Origin of the sequence: Actinacidiphila sp. DG2A-62 (genome assembly GCF_035825295.1) — a bacterium.
Classification (GTDB): Bacteria; Actinomycetota; Actinomycetes; order Streptomycetales; family Streptomycetaceae; genus Actinacidiphila.
In genome coordinates, this window is record NZ_JAYMGI010000002.1 from 558,926 (window position 1) to 575,271 (window position 16,346).

Genomic DNA, 16,346 nt, shown 5'->3' on the forward strand with positions numbered 1-16,346 from the left:
CGTATTAGCTATTGACGCGAGGCGGCACGGAGAGCAACGATCCCTGACGCCGCCGGGCGGCCCGCGAGCGCCGCCGCCCGGCCGGGCGGCCGCGCGCCGCCCGGCGGCTCCCGTCGTCCTCCCCGACCCTGAGGGGCTTCCATGTCCGACGCACACCCGTCCCGTGGCGTCTCCCGCCGCTCCGCCCTGCTGGCCGGCGCCGCGCTGGCCCCCGCGTGGCTCCTCGGCTCGGCCCTGGGCGCACCGGCCCGCGCCGAGGCGGCCTCCGCCGCGCACTTCGCACAGATCCGCGGCCAGTGGCTCGCCACCCTGATCGGCGACTACGACGCCTCGGACCCGGTGATCTCCGGCTACGTGCGGGCGATGGCCGACACCGCCCAGGGCCTGTGGTCGACGATGAACACCTCCGCCTCGCGCACCTACCTGTGGGCGGACCTGGACAGCGACACCGTCTCGGCGGTGCAGCGCGACGTGATCGGGCGGCTGCGCCAACTCGCCCTGGCCTACGCCTCGCCCGGCTCGCCGCTGGCCGGGAACCCGACGCTGCTGGCCGATCTGAGGTCCGCGCTGGACTGGTTCCTGTCGCACAAGTACGGCGTCGGCGCGAGCTACGACAACTGGTGGGACTTCCAGATCGGCATACCGCTGGCGCTCAACGACACCTGCCTGGCGCTGCACCCGCACCTGACGTCGGCCGAGATCTCCACCGCGACGGCCGCCATCGCCCGGTACGCGCCCGACCCCACCCGGGTCGGCGGCGGCCCCGCCACCGGCGCCAACCTCAACTGGGCCTGCTCGATCGCGACCGTGCGCGGCGCGCTGAGCGAGGACGCGAGCGTGATCGACGCCGCCATGGCCGCGATCGCGAAGCTCTTCCCGTACAGCACCTCCGGCGACGGCTTCTACCCCGACGGCGGCTTCGTCCAGCACGCGGTCTACGCCTACAACGGCTCCTACGGGGTCTCGCTGCTGCAGTACCTCACCTATCTGCTGGTCGCCCTCAAGGACACCCCGTGGGCGGCGACCGCGGACCAGGTGCAGCGCGTGTACACCTGGGTCGAGGCCAACTACCGGCCGTGGATCTACCGCGGCGCGTTCATGGACATGGTGCGCGGACGGGCGCTGTCCCGCTTCTACGAGACCGACCACCGCATCGGCCGGCTCACCACCGCCACCCTGCTGCAACTGGCCGGCGTCTTCCCTGCGGACCAGGCGCACACCGTCCGCGCCCAGGCCAAGGGATGGATCACCGCCGACACCAACCTGGACTTCTTCGCCTACGACCCGGTGCCGCTGGAGCAGGTGCGGCTGTCCTCGGTGGCGCTCGGCCGCGCGGTGGTCCAGGACCCGGGCGTCCCGGCGGCGGCGGAGTCCGCCACGTCGGTGGTCGCCGCCTCGATGGCCCGAGTGGTGCACCGGCGGCCGGGGTTCGCCTTCGGCATCGCCATGGACTCCACCCGCATCAAGCCGTACGAGTCCGCCAACAAGGAGAACCTGCAGGGCTGGTACACCGGCGAGGGCGCCACCTACCTCTACCTGCCCACCCAGCCGGGCCACTGGACGAACGCCTACTGGCCGACCGCGGACAAGTACCGGGTGCCCGGCGTCACCCTCGACACCAAGACCCTCGCGCTGGGCGCCAACCGCGGCTCCACCAACACCTGGGCCGGCGGCGCGCTGCTGGACGGGAACGTGGCCGCCGGCATGGGGCTGTCGTTCGCCGTGCAGACGCTCACCGGCCGCAAGTCGTGGTTCTGCGTCGAGGACGCGATCATCTGCCTGGGCGCGGGCATCAGCAGCACCGACGGCCACACCGTCGAGTCGGTCATCGAGAACCGCAACATCGGTCCGAACGGACGGACCAACGTACGCGTCGACGGCTCGGTGGTGCTCGCCACGCCCAGCGGCACCCCGACGGTCTTCCAGCCGCGGTGGATCACCATCGACACCATCGGCGGCTACGTCTTCCCGGCCGGCGGCCACGTGACGATGGTGCGCGAGGACCGCACCGGCAGGTGGACGGACATGGACCACCGCGGTGTGTACGACGACACGGCCTCCTACACCCGACGCTTCGTCACCCTGTGGGTCGACCACGGCGTGAGCCCCTCGGGAGGCGGCTACCGCTGGATCCAGCTTCCGACGGCGACCGAGGAGCAGACCGCCGCCTTCGCGGCGTCCAACGACGTCACGGTCGCCGCCAACACCCCGCAGGTGCAGGCCGTGCGGCGGTCCGGCTCCGGGGTGGCGATGGCCAACGTGTGGCAGGCCGGCGCGCCCAAGGCGGCGGGCATCCAGGTCGACAGGACCGCGTCGGTGGTGACCCGGCGGGCCGGCGGCCAGGTCGGCGTGGCGGTGAGCGATCCGACCCAGAGCCTCACCGGCTCGGTGACGGTCACCGTGGACGGCCCGGTGACCGGAGTGGTCTCCCTCGACCCGGGCGTGACCGTCCTGGCCACCTCGCCGAACCTGCGGCTGCGGGTCGAGGTGGGCGGCGCGGCGGGCAGGTCCTTCGTGGCACGATTCACCGCGTGAGCGGAACCGAGGAGGTCGCACGATGAAGGACGAGCACGAGTTCTTCCCGGCGGACGCCCTGCCGTGGCGGCCGGGCCCGCAGCCCGGCACCGCGGAGAAGGTCCTGAGCCGGGACCCGGCCGACCCCGACGTGCTGACCCGCCTGGTCCGCTGGGACCCCGGCTTCGCCACCGACGCCGGCGTGATCCGCCACGAGTGGGCCGAGGAGGTCTACCTGCTCGAAGGCGACCACCACGACCTCACCCTCGACACGACCTTCCGGGCCGGCTCCTTCGCGGCCCGCCCGCCGGCCATGCCCCACGGCCCCTACCGCACGGACAACGGCTGCGTGATGCTGGAGATCCGCTACCGGGCGTGACACCGCCCGTCACGAGGTCAGTTCACATCAGTGCGCACGTCCACCAGGACGGACGGCAGCGGACTCAATACCCGGGCCCTCATGTCGATCGCCACGACGAGCAACGCCCCGGACGCCGGTTCGCGAACGGCGCTCTGGTCGCGAACGGCGTTCGGGGGGACGTTAGGATGGGGCGGTGAATCCGAGAGAGCGGCGTGCCGCGCGGCACCGGAACCAGGAGGGCGAGGCCGGCTCGGGGACGCGTCGTCGTCGCGCGCCGATCACCGTCGAGCAGGTGGTCGACACCGCCCTCGGCATCGTCGCCGCCGAGGGCTTCGACGCGCTGACGATGCGCCGGGTCGCCGCCGCGCTCGACACCGGGCCCGCCTCGCTCTACGCCCATGTGGTCAACAAGGCCGACCTCGACGAGCTGCTCATCGGGCGGCTGTGCGCCGGCCTCGTCCTGCCCGAGCCCGACCCCGCGACCTGGCGCGACCAGATCCGCGACGTCTGCGCGGCGATGCGCGACGAGTACCTGCGCTACCCGGGCATCTCCCGGGCCGCGCTCGCCATGGCCCCCACCGACCTGGAGACGCTGCGGGTCAGCGAGGGGATGCTGGCGATCCTGCTGGCCGGCGGCGTCGCCCCGCAGACCGCCGCGTGGGCCATCGACGCCCTCGTGCTCTACGTCGCCGCGTACTGCCTGGAAACCTCGATCGTCCGGCAGCGGGCGCAGGACGACGACGCGGTCTGGGTGCTCGACCGCGACGAGATGACCCGCCGGCTGGCCGCCCTGCCCGCCGGGGCCTTCCCGCACACCACCCGTCACGCCGCCGAACTCACCGCGGGCGACGGCCACGACCGCTTCGACTTCGCCCTCGCCCTGATGGTCGACGGCCTGGCCGGCCGCCCGGCGCGGCCCGCGGGCCGGGCCGCGCCCGGGGGGCACGGCCGCGCGTCCTCCCCCGCCGGCGGGACCGGGGAAGGGCGCACGGCCGGCTGAGCCGGCGGGCGGGGGTCAGCCCGCGACGATGCCCTCGCCGCCGACCGCGTCCGGGACGGTCACGGTGCCGACCGGGGTCAGCGAGCCGTCCTCGCCGAGGCGGAAGGCGTCCACCGAGCCGGTGGCGCCGGTCTGCGCGTAGAGGAACCGGCCGTCGGAGGAGACGGCCGTGTCGACCGTGCCGCCGCCCGTCCCGGTCTCGCCCAGCGCGGTGAGCCCGCCCGCCGCGTCCGCCCGGTAGCCGGACAGGGTGCCGCTGCCGGCGTTCGAGGCGTAGAGGTGGTCGCCGGCCCGGACGATCCAGCAGGTGGCGGCCTGCCCGGTGGCCGCCTGCCCGACCGGGGTCAGCCGGCCGTCCGGCCGTACGGCGAAGGTCGCCACCGCGTTCGGGCCCGCCTCGGTGACCTGGAGACGGCCCGCCGCGTCGAAGACGAAGCCGAACGGCACGGCGCCGGGTGTCGCGGTGACGACCGGGCGGGCCGAGGGACCGCCGAACGCGTCCAGCGGGAAGACGTCGATGGTGTCGGCCGCGGCCTTCGTGGTGACGACGAGCTTGGACCCGTCCGGGGTGAAGGAGATCTGGCCCGGCGTGTGGGTGAACTGCGGCGCGGCGTCGGGGTCGAGGCCGAGCCCGCGGCGCCAGGACGGGACGCGCACGAGGCGGTCGCCGGCCCGTGCGAAGCCCTGGATCGAGCCGCCGTCCAGCGCGTTGGCGACGTAGACCAGGCCGCCACGCACGGCGATGCTCACCGGGAAGCTGCCGCCGGAGCCGATGACCTGCAGTTGGGTGAGCCGCTCGCCGCGCACGGCGAAGACGGTGACGGTGTCGCTGCCCGCGTTGACCGCGTAGAGCAGGTGGTCGTGCCGGTCGTAGGCGAGCGAGCCCTGGGAGGCGAGGTGGTCGACGACCGAGCCGTCGAGGACGCCGCCCCGGCCGCCGGTCGGATAGACGCCGCGCTGGACGAGACTGCCGTCGGGGGCGCGGTGGTACGCCACCACCGTGTTGCCGCCGGGGGCGTCGCTCTGGACGAACACGGCGGTACTCGCGGCGCGCACGGACGCGGAGGCGGCTGCCGCGGGGGACGCGGGGGCCGCCGATGCCACGGGCGCGCCGGCCAGCAGGGCGGCGCCGCCCGCGGTGGCGAGCGCCGCGCCGGTGGCGAGGGCGGCACGGGCGCGGCGCCCGGGGCGGTGCGTGGGCCGGTGCGTGGACCGGTGCGCGGCGGCGGAGGTCGAAGTCATGACGAAGGCTCCTTGTGCGGAAGGCGAAACGTCGCGGGGCTGTCCCGGCGCATGCCTCATCCGCCGCCAACTCCCTCTACTTCTTGGTGAGTTGGCGACCGCGGGCGGCTTCCGGAACGCTCTCGACGCTAGCCCGCGGGGCATCCCGGCGCCGGGACGAACCAGGGCGATCCGCCCTGGCGTCCCGGGACCGTAAGAAGTGCCGTGCGGGCCGCCTCCGCGGCCGGGCGGGCGCGCGGGTCAGCCGCGGCGGGCCGCCGGCACGGGCAGCAGGGGGCCGCCGCGCAGCAGCACCCGGGCCGCGAGATCGGGGCGCAGCAGGCTGCGCGGCGCCGCGACCAATCCGGTGACGTGCACGAACGCCTCGGACAGCGCCGGATCGGACACGGCCGCGGCGTGCAGCCGGGCGAGGTAGGCGTTGGTGAAGCGGACGCGCGGGGAGCGGTGGCCCTGCACGCCGGGGAACACCAGGTCGGAGAAGGTGGTGATCTCCCACGGGTCGTCGACCGCCGCGGCCGCGGCCTTGAAGTAGCCGCGCCAGTCCGGCTTCCGGTCGCCGGCCAGCGTCTGCGCGAGCGCGCGGGCCTGGAGCGCGGCCGAGGTCATGCCCTGCCCGTAGAGCGGGTTGAACGCGCAGAACGCGTCGCCGAGCACCAGCAGGCCCTGGGGGAAGTCGCCGAGCAGCTCGTAGCGGTGCCGGAGGTTGGAGGGGTAACGGAAGGCGACCGGTTCGCCGAGCGGCTCGCCCGCCCGTACCGCGTCGCCGATGTCGGGGAAGTCGAGGGTGCCGGCGAACTCCTCGAACTCCTTGGGGTCGGTGGGCGGCCGGTCGCCGAGCAGGCCGGCCAGGGTCACCAGGTGCCGCCCGCCCTCGACGGACACCACCGCGCCGGCCCGCGGGCTGTCGGGGGTCCAGCCGTTCAGCACCAGCCGGTCCCCGCCGAGGAAGCCCTCCGGTAAGCGGTAGGGGCGGGTGGCGTAGGCGACGTCGACGGTCATCCGCTCCACCGGGGGCGGCGCGTAACCGAGTTCGCGCAGCCACCGGGGCGTACGGGAGCCGCGTCCGGTCGTGTCCACCACGAGGTCGGCGGTGAGGACGCCCGAGTCGTCCGCGGCGCCGCCTGCCGGCTCCCCGGCCCTTTCCGCCGCGCCGCGCGCCGGAGCGGTCCGCACGCCCTTCACCCTGCGGCCGTCGGCGGAGGCCACCAGCCCCTCCACGTCCGTGCCGTCGGCGAACGTCACCCCGCGCAGCTGCCGCACCCGCTCCCTGACCAGGCCCTCCAGCAGCTCGCGGCCGCAGAACAGCAGCGGCTGGCCGATGTGCCTGCGGCTGAGCCGGTGGCCGTTGACCATCCAGCGCACATTGCCCAGCAGGTCGCCGTCGTGCGCGCCCGCGTCGAGGAGCTGTGCCCGCAGCCCCGGCAGCAGCTCGTCCAGGACCTCGATGCCGCGGGCCAGCAGGGCGTGGGTGTGATGGCTCTGCGGAACGCCCCTGCGGTGCGCGGGCTCCCGCGGCAGCTCGTCCCGCTCCACCACGGTCACCGAGCCGTACGACCTGCTCAGCACCGCGGCGGTGAGCAGTCCCGCCATGCTCGCGCCCAGCACCACGGCACGCTGCTGCTGTCCCCCACCGGCCATCGCCGACCTCCACCCGGGCAGGCCCCTCCCACCGTCCGCTCAGAATCGGGCACGCTGCGTCACGGCGACCACTTCCAGCTTGCCCTGTGGTCGGGGCGCCCGGGGCGCCCGGGTGGCCGAGTGGTCCGGATCGTCGCGGCGTGCCCGGGGCCGACGCGGCGCCCGGACACGGGCCCGCCGCGCGGAACGAACCGCCGAACCGCGTCGCCGGGCCGGGCCGCCGGCGGCTCAACTCCGCGGAGCCGAGCGGGACATCCGGATCGACGAGGCGAGGAAGAAGATCCCGCCGAGCACGGCGTACCCGGCGAGGGCGGTGAGCTTCGGGTCGTCCTGCGCGGCGGTGCGGAAGAAGGACGCGCCGGCCAGGACGGAGATGCCGCCGCTGAGGATCATCGGCCACTGGCCGCCCATCGACCGGCGGGCGACGCCCACCAGCAGCTGGACCAGTCCGGAGACGACCGCCCACGCACCCCAGACGCGCAGGACGTCGGCGACCCCCGAGGCACTGGCGATCGCGACGCCGACGGCCGCCAGCGCGCTGATCGCCATGTTGACATAGAGCCCCTTGACCGGCCCGGTCGTGGACGCCGACCGCGCGTCCACCACGGCCGCGCCGACGTCGAAGGCCGGGTAGACGAACAGCAGCAGCTTGGCGCCGGCCGTCAGGTCCGAGCCGGACACCAGCAGGAGCACCGCCCAGGCGGCGGCGAAGACGAAGCGGATCAGGTACAGCCGGCGCAGCGCGGGAGCGGGGGCGGCGTGCTCGGTGGTGCCGACGGCGGATGCCATGGGTTCTCCAGGGGTACGGGACAGAGGAGCGAGGTAGAACGCTCTTTCTTCTTCCGTAGCCTGGCACACTTCCACCGCGAGAACAAGAGCGATCGTTCTCCCTCCAGGAAAGAGAGATCGTTCTGCCTGCTACGGTGGACGGCATGACACAGACGGCACCCGGCACCGGCAGGAGGGTCTCCGAGGCCCGCGAGCGGCTGCTGAGGACCGCCGCGCGGCTCTTCTACGCCGAGGGCATCCACACCGTGGGCGTGGACCGCCTGGTCGCCGAGGCCAAGGTCACCAACGCCACCTTCTACCGGCACTTCCGCAGCAAGGACGACCTGGCGGTGGCGTACATCGGCGGCGTCGACCAGGCGGTCCGCGGCCAGATCGGCTCGCTGATGGCGACCGACCTGCCGGCCGACGGCATCCTGCGCGGCATCGGCGCGTCCCTGGCCGAGCAGATCGCCTCGCCCGGCTACCGCGGCTGCGCCTTCCTCAACGCCGCGGCGGAGTACCCCTCCCCCGAGGCGCCGGTCCACCGGGCGGTCGTGCACCACCGCGAGTGGTTCCTGCAGACGATCACCGGGCTGTTCGCCGAGGTGTCGGACGCCCCCGCCGAACCCGCCTGGCACTTCGTGATGCTCCGCGACGGTGCGATGAGCGCCGGCCACCTCGGCGACCCGGCGCCGGCCGGCGAGACGCTGACGCGCGGCATCGACGGACTGCTGCGCGTGCACTGCGGCCGCGGCGCGCACGCGCCCGCCGCCGGGTCCGCGCGGGCCCCGGCGGCGGATGCCGATGCTCCCGCAAAGCACCCGGCGGCGGACGCCGATGCCCCCGAGCCCCCGGCGGCGGGCATCGACTGCGCGCCGTCCGGGGCGTGACGCGCCCACGGCTCCCCTTGGTACCGTCGACGCTCCGGGCGGTCCCCCGGCCGCCCGTGGCCGGCAGCCGACGAACCAGAAGGTGACCAGGTGCGCTCATTCCGCGAGGCCGTAGAAGCAGGCGACATCGACGCCGCGACGGACCTGCTGGCCGACGACGTGGTCTTCACCAGCCCGGTCGCCTTCCGCCCCTACGAGGGCAAACCCCTCACCGCGGCGATTCTGCGCGCGGTGCTCCGGGTCCTCGCGGGCTTCCGCTACGAGCGCCAGATCGGCGACCCCGACGGCCGCGACCAGGCGCTGGTGTTCACCGCGACCGTCGACGGCAAGCAGATCCAGGGCTGCGACTTCCTCCACCTCGACGAGGACGGCAGGATCGACCAGTTCACGGTGATGGTGCGCCCGCTGTCCGCCGCGCAGGCGCTCTCCGCCGCCATGGCCGCCCAGTTCGACCGCATCCAGCAGGAGGCCGCCGCCGAGCAGCGGTGACGGCGCCGCCGCCCGGGCCTGTGGCGGGTGGCCGCCGCGTCAGCGCGCCGCGCCGTACGTCCTCTCGAACGCGGCGAACGCCGCCTCCTGCCGCCACTCCACCGCGGCCTTCGCGCTGCGGTCCAGCAGCCGGCGGCACGCGGGGGTCAACGGGCCAGCGCTGCCGGGGAGTTGTCCACGGCAGGCGACCTGCGGGCGGTAGCCCTGGACGGTGGGGTTGCCCTGCCACAGGGAGGCGCCGGGAAGGAAGGCGTACTGGAGCGAGGCGCGGGCCAGGTCCTTCATGTCCTCGTACGACAAGTGGTAGGTCCGGGCGGCGTACGCGTACTCGTGGGTGATGTCGATCCGCGAGATGCCCTGGTCGTCGGTGGCCAGCACGACGGGCACGTGGTACGCCCGGTAGGTGGCGAAGGGGTGCTCGTCGCCCTTGACCCCGAGGATCTGCGCGTTGCTGGTGAACGGCACCTCGACCGCCACCTGGCGGGCGGCCATCGTGCGGGCGGTGTCCTGCCAGTGGTCCTCGTGCAGCAGGTCCACGCCGTGGCCGACACGCTCGGCGCCGGCGACGTCGACCGCCTCCCGGATGTGGAAGGCGAGGTCGGCCGGCTTCACCAGGCCCGGCCGCAACTCGCCCGCGTGCAGGGTGACATGGGCCCGCGGGTAGACCCCGCGCAGATAGCGCAGCATGCGCATCTGGAGGCTGTAGTCGCGCAGCGCGACCTCGCCGTCCTCGGGCTGCACGAGATTGACCGCCACGAACCGGTGGTCGACCTCGGCCAGCCGCACGCCGACCTCCATCTGCGCGAAGACCCGCTCGGGCGCGGTGCCGCGGGAGACCTGGGAGATCCAGCGGACCGCCAGGCCGCAGCCGGGGCGTGCCCGGTCGGTGCCGCAGCGGCCGGCCGTGCGGAACTCCGCGTCGGCGTCGTCGGCCTCCTTGCGGGCCTGCTCGACCACCGCGTCCAGCTTGCCGCCGGCCGTCAGCCGCGCGTGGGTGGCGGCGGGGTCGCCGTCCCAACCGACCTGCGCGGCCAGCTTCTTGGCCCCGTCCGAGGCGGGGGTGACCATCGTCTCCAGGTAGAACTGGTGCTGCGCGGCGGCCTCGTCGGCCACCTCGGCGAGCATCGCGCCGCGGTGCTTCCAGGTGACCTCGCCGAACTTGCCGAAGGCGTCGAAGAAGTGGTCGTGGCCGTTGCCGTCCGGCGGGAAGTCCTGCATGGACCAGGCGCGCAGGATCGCGTCGTGGAAGGCGCGGTCGGTCGTGGCGTCGGCGGCCGGGCGGGTGCCGGGCCCGCAGGGCGGCTCGACCGCGGTCATCGTCGCGGTCTGGATGCACAGCCCGTCGGCGGCGGCCTGCCGGATCAGGTACTCGGTGGAGACCGCGCCGGACAGGTGGTTGTGCAGGTCCCCGCCCTTGGGCATGCGCAGGAAGAAGTCGCGCAGCAGGCGCGGGTCGTCCCGTACGGAGTCCAGGTACGCGTCGGTGCCCGCTTCGGCGGCGGTCGGCCGGAGGGCGGCCGTCGAACCGGGTGCGGCGGCCGGGGCGGCGGCGCGGGCCGAGGCGGTCGCGGTCGCCGGCCGCGCCTGGGCCGGCGCCGGGACGGCCAGCGAGCAGAGCGCGGCGAGCGCTCCGAGGCCGACGCCGGCCCGCAGCGCGCGGCGCCCGTGGGAGAAACCATGGATGATCATGCGGCCATGGTGTCCGGCCGGCCGGCCCCGCGCCCGCGACCCGCGTGACACCCGCCCCCACTGTCACCCGACCGGCCCCCTCGCGACACCGCGCGGCCGGCTCCAACCGCCGCCCGTCGACCGGGCGTTGCGGGGGCGCCGTGTCATCTCCTCCCGCCGCGCCCGGTGTTCGCCTGCGGGGTTCAGTCAGCCGCGCGGCCGGCGGCGGTGTCGCCGAGGTCCCCGGCCGCGGCCGGTCCGTCAGGAGCGCCCACGGCCTCCCCCGCCCGCGCGGTCCACAGCGCGCGGGTGCCCAGGCCCGCGATGTCCAGGGCGAGTTCCGCGTACATCGCGTCCGCCCAGGAGAACCACGGCCGGGTGAACCGCCGCGGGTCGTCCTTGTGGAAGGACTCGTGCATCGCGCCGGTGCCCGCGTCGGTGTCCACCAGTGTGGTCAGCGCGCGGAGCTTCTCCTCGTGCGTATCGGCGGTCAGGCCCTGCACGGCGAGGGCGATCGGCCAGATGTGGTCCTCGGGGGTGTGCGGGCTGCCCACCCCCTCGGCGGCGGCGCCGCGGTACCACGTCGGGTTGGCCGGGGAGAGCACGAACCGCCGCGTCGCCGCGTACAGCGGGTCGTCCGGGGAGACGCCGGCGACCAGCGGCAGCGACAGCAGGCTCGGCATGTTCGCGTCGTCCATCAGCAGCGCGTGGCCGAGCCCGTCCACCTCGTAGGCGTAGACGTCGCCGAGGCCGGGGCGGCTGACGATGCCGTGCCGGCGCACCCCTTCGCGCAGTTCGGCCGCGAGGGCGCCCGCGTCGTCGGCGAGCGCGGTGTCGGTCAGGAAGCGGGCGAGGTCGGCGACGCCGTCCAGGGCGGCCGCGGCGCACAGGTTCGCCGGCACGTTGTACCCGTAGGCGCAGGCGTCGTCGCTCGGCCGGAAGCCGCTCCAGGTCATGCCGGTGCGGGCGACCGGCGTGCCCCGGCCGTCGTTCGGCAGCGTGTCGCTCGGCGGCCCCGAGGCGCGGACGAAGCGGTAGCGCGAGGCGGTGGCGTGGTCCTGCTCGGTGCGCCATACGGCGACGGCGGCCCGGGCGGTGCGGGCGGCCCCGGCCAGGTGGTCGGTGCGCCCGGTGGCCAGCCAGAAGCGGTGGGCCAGCAGCAGCGGGAAGGCGAGCGAGTCGACCTCGTACTTCCGCTCCCACACCCACGGGTCGTCGCACAGGTCGTCCGGGTCGTGCGCCCGGCCGGAGGGGCCCGCGTTGAAGGCGTTGGCGTACGGGTCGCGGGCGATCTGCGCGTACTGGCGGCCCAGCACGGCGGCCACCAGGTCCCCCAGCGCCGGGTCGTCGCGGGTGAGCGCGAGGTAGGGCATCAGCTGCGTGGTCGAGTCGCGCAGCCACATCGCGGGGATGTCGCCGGTCACCACGAACGCGGTGCCGTCGGGCATCGCCCTGATGGTGCGGGCGAGGGTGTCGTCCAGGCAGCGCACCAGGGTCCGGCCGAAGCGCGGGTCGCCGAGCGCGTCCAGGCGGCGCACCGCCTCCCGGACGACCGGGTGGTCCCTGACGGTGGTGGGGAACGGCATCGTCGGCCTTTCTGCCGGTGGCCGGGAGGCCGTGGTGCGGGGCGGTTCCGTCGTGCGCGGGGGCTCCGCGGTGCGCGCGGACCGCGCCGTGGTCGCGGGGTCCGTCATGCGCCGGGGAGCGGGCCGTGGCGGACGACGCGGGTGGGGACGGTGACGCGGCGCGAGGCGCGCGGCTCGGCGTCCCGCTGGTCGAGCCGGTCGATCAGCAGCCGGGCGGCCTGCCGCCCTATCTCGTCGGCGTCGTAGGAGACCAGGGTCAGCGGCAGGCCGAGGACGTCGGACAGGTCGAAGTCGTCGAAGCCGGCCAGCGGCACACTCGTGCCCGCCTTGTACATCGCCCGGATCGCGCCCTGGCTGATGCGGTTGTTGGTGCAGAACAGCGCGGTCGGCCCGGCCGGCCCGGCCAGCAGGTCCGCGGTCGCCAGCTCCGCGGTCGCGGCGTCGACCAGGCCCTGGCGGATGAGCGCGTGGTCCGGCTCGACGCCGGCCTCCTCGTGCGCCGCCCAGAAGCCGCGCAGGCGTTCCGCCCCGGTGTACAGCGCGGGCGGGTTGCCGAGGAAGGCGATCCGGGTGTGCCCCTCGGCCAGCAGGCACGCGGTGGCCTCGCGGGCCCCGTGGAAGTCCTCGACCAGCACGCAGTCGGTGTCGAGGCCGGCCGGCGGCCGGGCGGCCAGCACGACCGGCACCCGGCGCATGGCCTCGGCCAGGTGCTGCTGGCGGCTGCCGGCCGGCACCACGATCAGCCCTTCGACCTGGTGGTCGACCAGGCCGTCGACCAGGCCCGGCTCGCGGTCGGCCTGTTCGGCGGAGTTGCTGAGCACGACCCTGAAGCCGTATTCGGTGGCGACGTCCTGGACGCCCAGTGCCAGGCGCGAGTAGAAGGGGTTGGCGAGGTTGGTGACGACCAGGCCGATCATGCCGCTGCCGCCGAGGCGCAGGCTGCGCGCGGTCTCGTTGCGGCGGTAGCCGAGCCGGTCGACGGCGGCGAAGACGCGCGCGCGGGTCGCCTCGGACACCCCGGGGTCGTTCTTCAGCACCCGCGACACGGTCATGGCGCTGACCTGCGCGAGTTTCCCGACGTCCTGCATGGTCGGCCCGCCGCCGCGGCGTACGGTCATGCCCCTGCTCCCTCCTGTGCCGGCCGGCGGCGTCCCGGCCGTCCCCGCGCGCCGCTCATGCCGCTCCGGGTGCGTCCCGCACCCACTGGGCGGCTCCGATCAGCGGCGCGTGGTCGGGCCGCCGGGCGGGCAGGACGGCCGCCGCGGGTCCGCCGGCCGCCGCGAGTCCGCCGGCCAGCGCGGGTGCGACCAGGTCCCAGGAGCGGGCCATGGAGCCGCCGACGACCACCGCGCCGGCCCCGAAGCGGCCGGCCCACGGGGCCAGCGCCCGGCCGAGCGCGTCGAAAGCGTAGCGGAAGACCTCCGCGGCGACGGCGTCCCCCCGCGCGGCCCGCGCCGCGATCTCGCGCACGTCCGGTGCGGCGCGCTCGCCGGCCCGGTCGTCCGCCAGGTCGTCCGCCCCGTCGGCTCCCCCGCCGCGGGCCCGCTCGCCCGCCAGGTCGTCCTCCCGGCTGCCGGCGGCAGCCGCGAGGCGGGCGTAGTGCGCGCGCATCGCCCGGCGCGAGACGGTGTCCTCCAGCGGCCGGCCGGCCACCGTCAGCCGGTGCGCATGGCCCTCGGGCGGCACGTCGGGGCCGTCGTGCACCGGCCGGCCGCGCAGGAACGAGGAGCCCACGCCGGTGCCCAGCGTCAGGCAGAGCACCCGCTCGTGCCCGGCGGCGGCGCCGGCGCGGTACTCGCCGAGGGCGAAGGCGTCGGCGTCGTTGAGGAAGCACATCCGCTCGGCGCGGCCGGCCAGCCGCCGTAGCAGCCCCGCGCCGACGTCGACGCCGGACAGCGACTCGAACTTGCCGACGCCGCTGAACCGGCCGATCCCGGCGGCGTAGTCGAAGGGTCCCGGCATGGCCACGCCCCAGCGCGGCAGGTGGCCCGCGGGAAGTCCCGCGGCGGCCTCGGCGATGGCGTCGAGGATGCCGTCGGCGCCGGCGTGCGAGCCCAGCTCCCTGCGGGTCACCGAGGCCGGCACCGGCAGGCCGTCCGCGGGGTCGACGAGCGCGGCGGTGACGTGTGTGCCGCCGACGTCGAGCACCGGCACGAGCGCGGCGGTGCGGCCCGCGGCGGCAGCGGCGCCGCCGCCCGCTCCCTCGGAGACGCCCGCGCCGGCCGTCCGGCCCGCGGCCCCGGGCGCCGGCGAGGTGTCCGGACCCGTGCCGCCGGCGGCGCCCAGGACGCCGCCCGCGCCCGCGAACCTCCCGCTCACGCCTCCACCACCAGTGCCTTCACGATCCGCACCTCGTCCGGGCCGGTCGCGCGGACGCGGTACGGACCGACCGCCGCGGGCACCGTGATCGTCTCGGCGAAGGCCAGGTCGTGGCTGCGGCCGTCCGCGGTCTCGATGACCGCGCCCCGGCCGGCGGCGACGTTCAGGATGTGGAAGCGGCCCTCGGTGTCGTCGTTGGCCGCCGCGTCCGGCGCCACCACCAGGCGGTGCACCGCGTAGAACATCTCCGGCAGCGCGCCGACGACCTCCTCGCGCCAGCCGTCGCCGGAGCGCAGCGTGCGCGGCTGCTGGACCAGGTCCTTCAGCACGTCCTCGCCGCGCCGCGCGGTGTCGAGGTTGGCGAAGCCGTGCTCGTAGGGCAGCGGGCGGGACGCGCCGGACGCGTCCTTGCGGAGCCAGTCGTAGAAGCGCAGCGAGTACAGGTACGGCGTCGCGCTCACCTCCAGCACCAGGTTGCCGGCCCCGAGGCGTGCGGGGTGCCCGCGGGGATCATGAACAACTGTCCCACCTCGGCGGGGTGGCTCTGTACGTGCTCCTCGACCGGCAGCGGGACGCCGTCCGCGACGGCGGCCTCGACCTGGCGGCGCATGACCTCGGGGTCGGCGTGCTCGGTGAGGCCGAGCAGCACCCGCGAGCCGGCTTCGCGGCGGTGACGTAGTACGTCTCGTGCTGGGTGTACGGCCAGCCGAACACCTCGCGCATGTACCGCTCGCGGGGGTGGCAGTGCAGGGAGAGGTTGCCGCCGCCCATGGTGTCGAGGTAGTCGAAGCGGATCGGGAAGGAGGTGCCGAACCTGCGGTGCACCCCCGCGCCGAGCATGTCCTCGGGATGCCGCACGCACAGCAGCTGGAACGGCACCTCGACCTGCGGCCCCTCCCGCTCGCCGACCAGCACCCCGGCCTCGGGGGCGATCAGCTCGTAGCCGAGCGCGGTGTTGCCGGCCTGCGGGGTGAAGCCCAGTTCACTGGCCGCCCACTGACCGCCCCACGGGGTGGAGTTGAAGTAGGGGCGGGTGCGCACCGGGCCGCGGGCCAGGTCGGCGAGGGTGGCCTGCAGCGCCGCGCCGTCCAGCGAGGCGGGGGCGGCGGGGTCGGCCAGGTCGATCCACCGCGCGATCCGCCCGGCGATCGCGTCGCGGTGCCGGTCCAGCACCGGCCAGTCGGTGTAGAACAGCCGCACCAGGTCGCCCGGGGTGTCGTCGCCGGCGGGCCGGCCGAGGTTCACGCCCACCGGCGACTCGCCGTGCGCGACGGCCGCCTCGGCGTACCGCTTGGGCAGGTCCGCGTACCAGAGCAGGTCCGGCTCGCACAGCGCCGCGCCCGGCCCGAACACCACCAGCACGCCGTCGCCCGCGGGCCGCCGCGGCCGCGGCACGGCGTCGAACAGGTCCGCGGCCCCCGCCGTCGAGAGCGGGGTGAAGAACGGATCGCCGGGCGGGACCGGCTCGGCCTGTATCCGATCGGCGGCCGAGGGCGCGTAGTGGCCGCGCACGTCCAGCAGGCCGCCCTCCCGCCCGGCGTCGCGCAGGGCGGCGACCAGGCCCTCGGCCGCCGTGGCCCAGTCGGCCGCGGCGGGACCGTCCACGGCCAGGACGAGCGGGCCGGGCGGCAGCGCGGCGACCGCGGCCGGCCAGCCGGCCGTCACCTGGCCGCCGACCGGGCGGTAGCTGGGGTGGGGGTCGTACGCACGAGACGCGGGCTGCACATCTGCTCCTCACTGGGCTTCCTCCGTGTTCGTTAACGATAACAGCGGGTGGCTGACGAGGTCCATCCCCTCCCGGAGAAGCGACTGTCATCACAGCAAGGCATCTGACCTGCATTTTTACCGAAGCAATGACGAGAATCGGACGC

The 16,346-nt window shown here is 75.2% G+C and carries 12 protein-coding genes and 1 pseudogene; 5 read left to right on the forward strand and 8 right to left on the reverse strand.

Going from position 1 to position 16,346, the window contains the following annotated elements:
- Window positions 1–141 precede the first annotated feature (141 nt).
- The 3 genes from VSR01_RS02900 (at window position 142) to VSR01_RS02910 (ending at window position 3,875) form a co-directional block, all read left to right on the forward strand.
- Window positions 142–2,535 (forward strand): polysaccharide lyase 8 family protein, encoded by a 2,394-nt coding sequence (locus VSR01_RS02900; protein ID WP_326447715.1) that lies wholly within the window; start codon window positions 142–144, stop codon window positions 2,533–2,535.
- 22 nt (window positions 2,536–2,557) lie between these two features.
- Window positions 2,558–2,893 (forward strand): cupin domain-containing protein, encoded by a 336-nt coding sequence (locus VSR01_RS02905; RefSeq protein WP_326447716.1) that lies wholly within the window; start codon window positions 2,558–2,560, stop codon window positions 2,891–2,893.
- A 175-nt stretch (window positions 2,894–3,068) separates the two neighbouring features.
- Window positions 3,069–3,875 (forward strand): TetR/AcrR family transcriptional regulator, encoded by an 807-nt coding sequence (locus VSR01_RS02910; protein ID WP_326447717.1) that lies wholly within the window; start codon window positions 3,069–3,071, stop codon window positions 3,873–3,875.
- Between the two features lie 15 nt (window positions 3,876–3,890).
- Here VSR01_RS02910 and VSR01_RS02915 read toward each other — a convergent pair whose 3' ends face one another.
- From VSR01_RS02915 to VSR01_RS02925, 3 genes are all read right to left on the reverse strand, one after another.
- Window positions 3,891–5,117, reverse strand: a complete 1,227-nt coding sequence (locus VSR01_RS02915; protein WP_326447718.1) for a lactonase family protein — start codon at window positions 5,115–5,117, stop codon at window positions 3,891–3,893.
- 240 nt (window positions 5,118–5,357) lie between these two features.
- Window positions 5,358–6,755: an FAD-dependent oxidoreductase gene (locus VSR01_RS02920; protein ID WP_326447719.1), complete on the reverse strand. Its 1,398-nt coding sequence runs from the start codon at window positions 6,753–6,755 to the stop codon at window positions 5,358–5,360.
- Between the two features lie 228 nt (window positions 6,756–6,983).
- Window positions 6,984–7,544: a hypothetical protein gene (locus VSR01_RS02925; RefSeq protein WP_326447720.1), complete on the reverse strand. Its 561-nt coding sequence runs from the start codon at window positions 7,542–7,544 to the stop codon at window positions 6,984–6,986.
- Between the two features lie 143 nt (window positions 7,545–7,687).
- On the opposite strand from VSR01_RS02925, the gene VSR01_RS02930 reads away from it, so the two are divergent.
- Window positions 7,688–8,413, forward strand: coding sequence for a TetR/AcrR family transcriptional regulator (locus VSR01_RS02930; RefSeq protein ID WP_326447721.1), 726 nt, complete (start codon window positions 7,688–7,690; stop codon window positions 8,411–8,413).
- 90 nt (window positions 8,414–8,503) lie between these two features.
- The gene (locus VSR01_RS02935; RefSeq protein ID WP_326447722.1) at window positions 8,504–8,902 is read left to right on the forward strand and encodes a nuclear transport factor 2 family protein; all 399 of its coding nucleotides are present in this window, start codon (window positions 8,504–8,506) and stop codon (window positions 8,900–8,902) included.
- A gap of 39 nt (window positions 8,903–8,941) precedes the next feature.
- Here VSR01_RS02935 and VSR01_RS02940 read toward each other — a convergent pair whose 3' ends face one another.
- From VSR01_RS02940 to VSR01_RS02960, 5 genes and pseudogenes are all read right to left on the reverse strand, one after another.
- On the reverse strand, window positions 8,942–10,591 hold the full coding sequence (locus VSR01_RS02940) for an adenosine deaminase family protein (RefSeq protein WP_326447723.1): 1,650 nt from the start codon (window positions 10,589–10,591) through the stop codon (window positions 8,942–8,944).
- Between the two features lie 182 nt (window positions 10,592–10,773).
- A complete protein-coding gene (locus VSR01_RS02945) occupies window positions 10,774–12,156 on the reverse strand; it encodes a glycoside hydrolase family 125 protein (protein ID WP_326447724.1) in 1,383 nt (460 codons plus the stop codon).
- Between the two features lie 104 nt (window positions 12,157–12,260).
- Entirely contained in the window at window positions 12,261–13,274 is a 1,014-nt protein-coding gene (locus VSR01_RS02950; RefSeq protein ID WP_326447725.1) for a LacI family DNA-binding transcriptional regulator, read from the reverse strand.
- Between the two features lie 55 nt (window positions 13,275–13,329).
- On the reverse strand, window positions 13,330–14,475 hold the full coding sequence (locus VSR01_RS02955; RefSeq protein WP_442785390.1) for an ROK family protein: 1,146 nt from the start codon (window positions 14,473–14,475) through the stop codon (window positions 13,330–13,332).
- Window positions 14,472–16,200, reverse strand: a pseudogene (locus tag VSR01_RS02960) (class I mannose-6-phosphate isomerase). Before VSR01_RS02960 ends, VSR01_RS02955 begins: the two are co-directional and overlap by 4 nt.
- Window positions 16,201–16,346 lie beyond the last annotated feature (146 nt).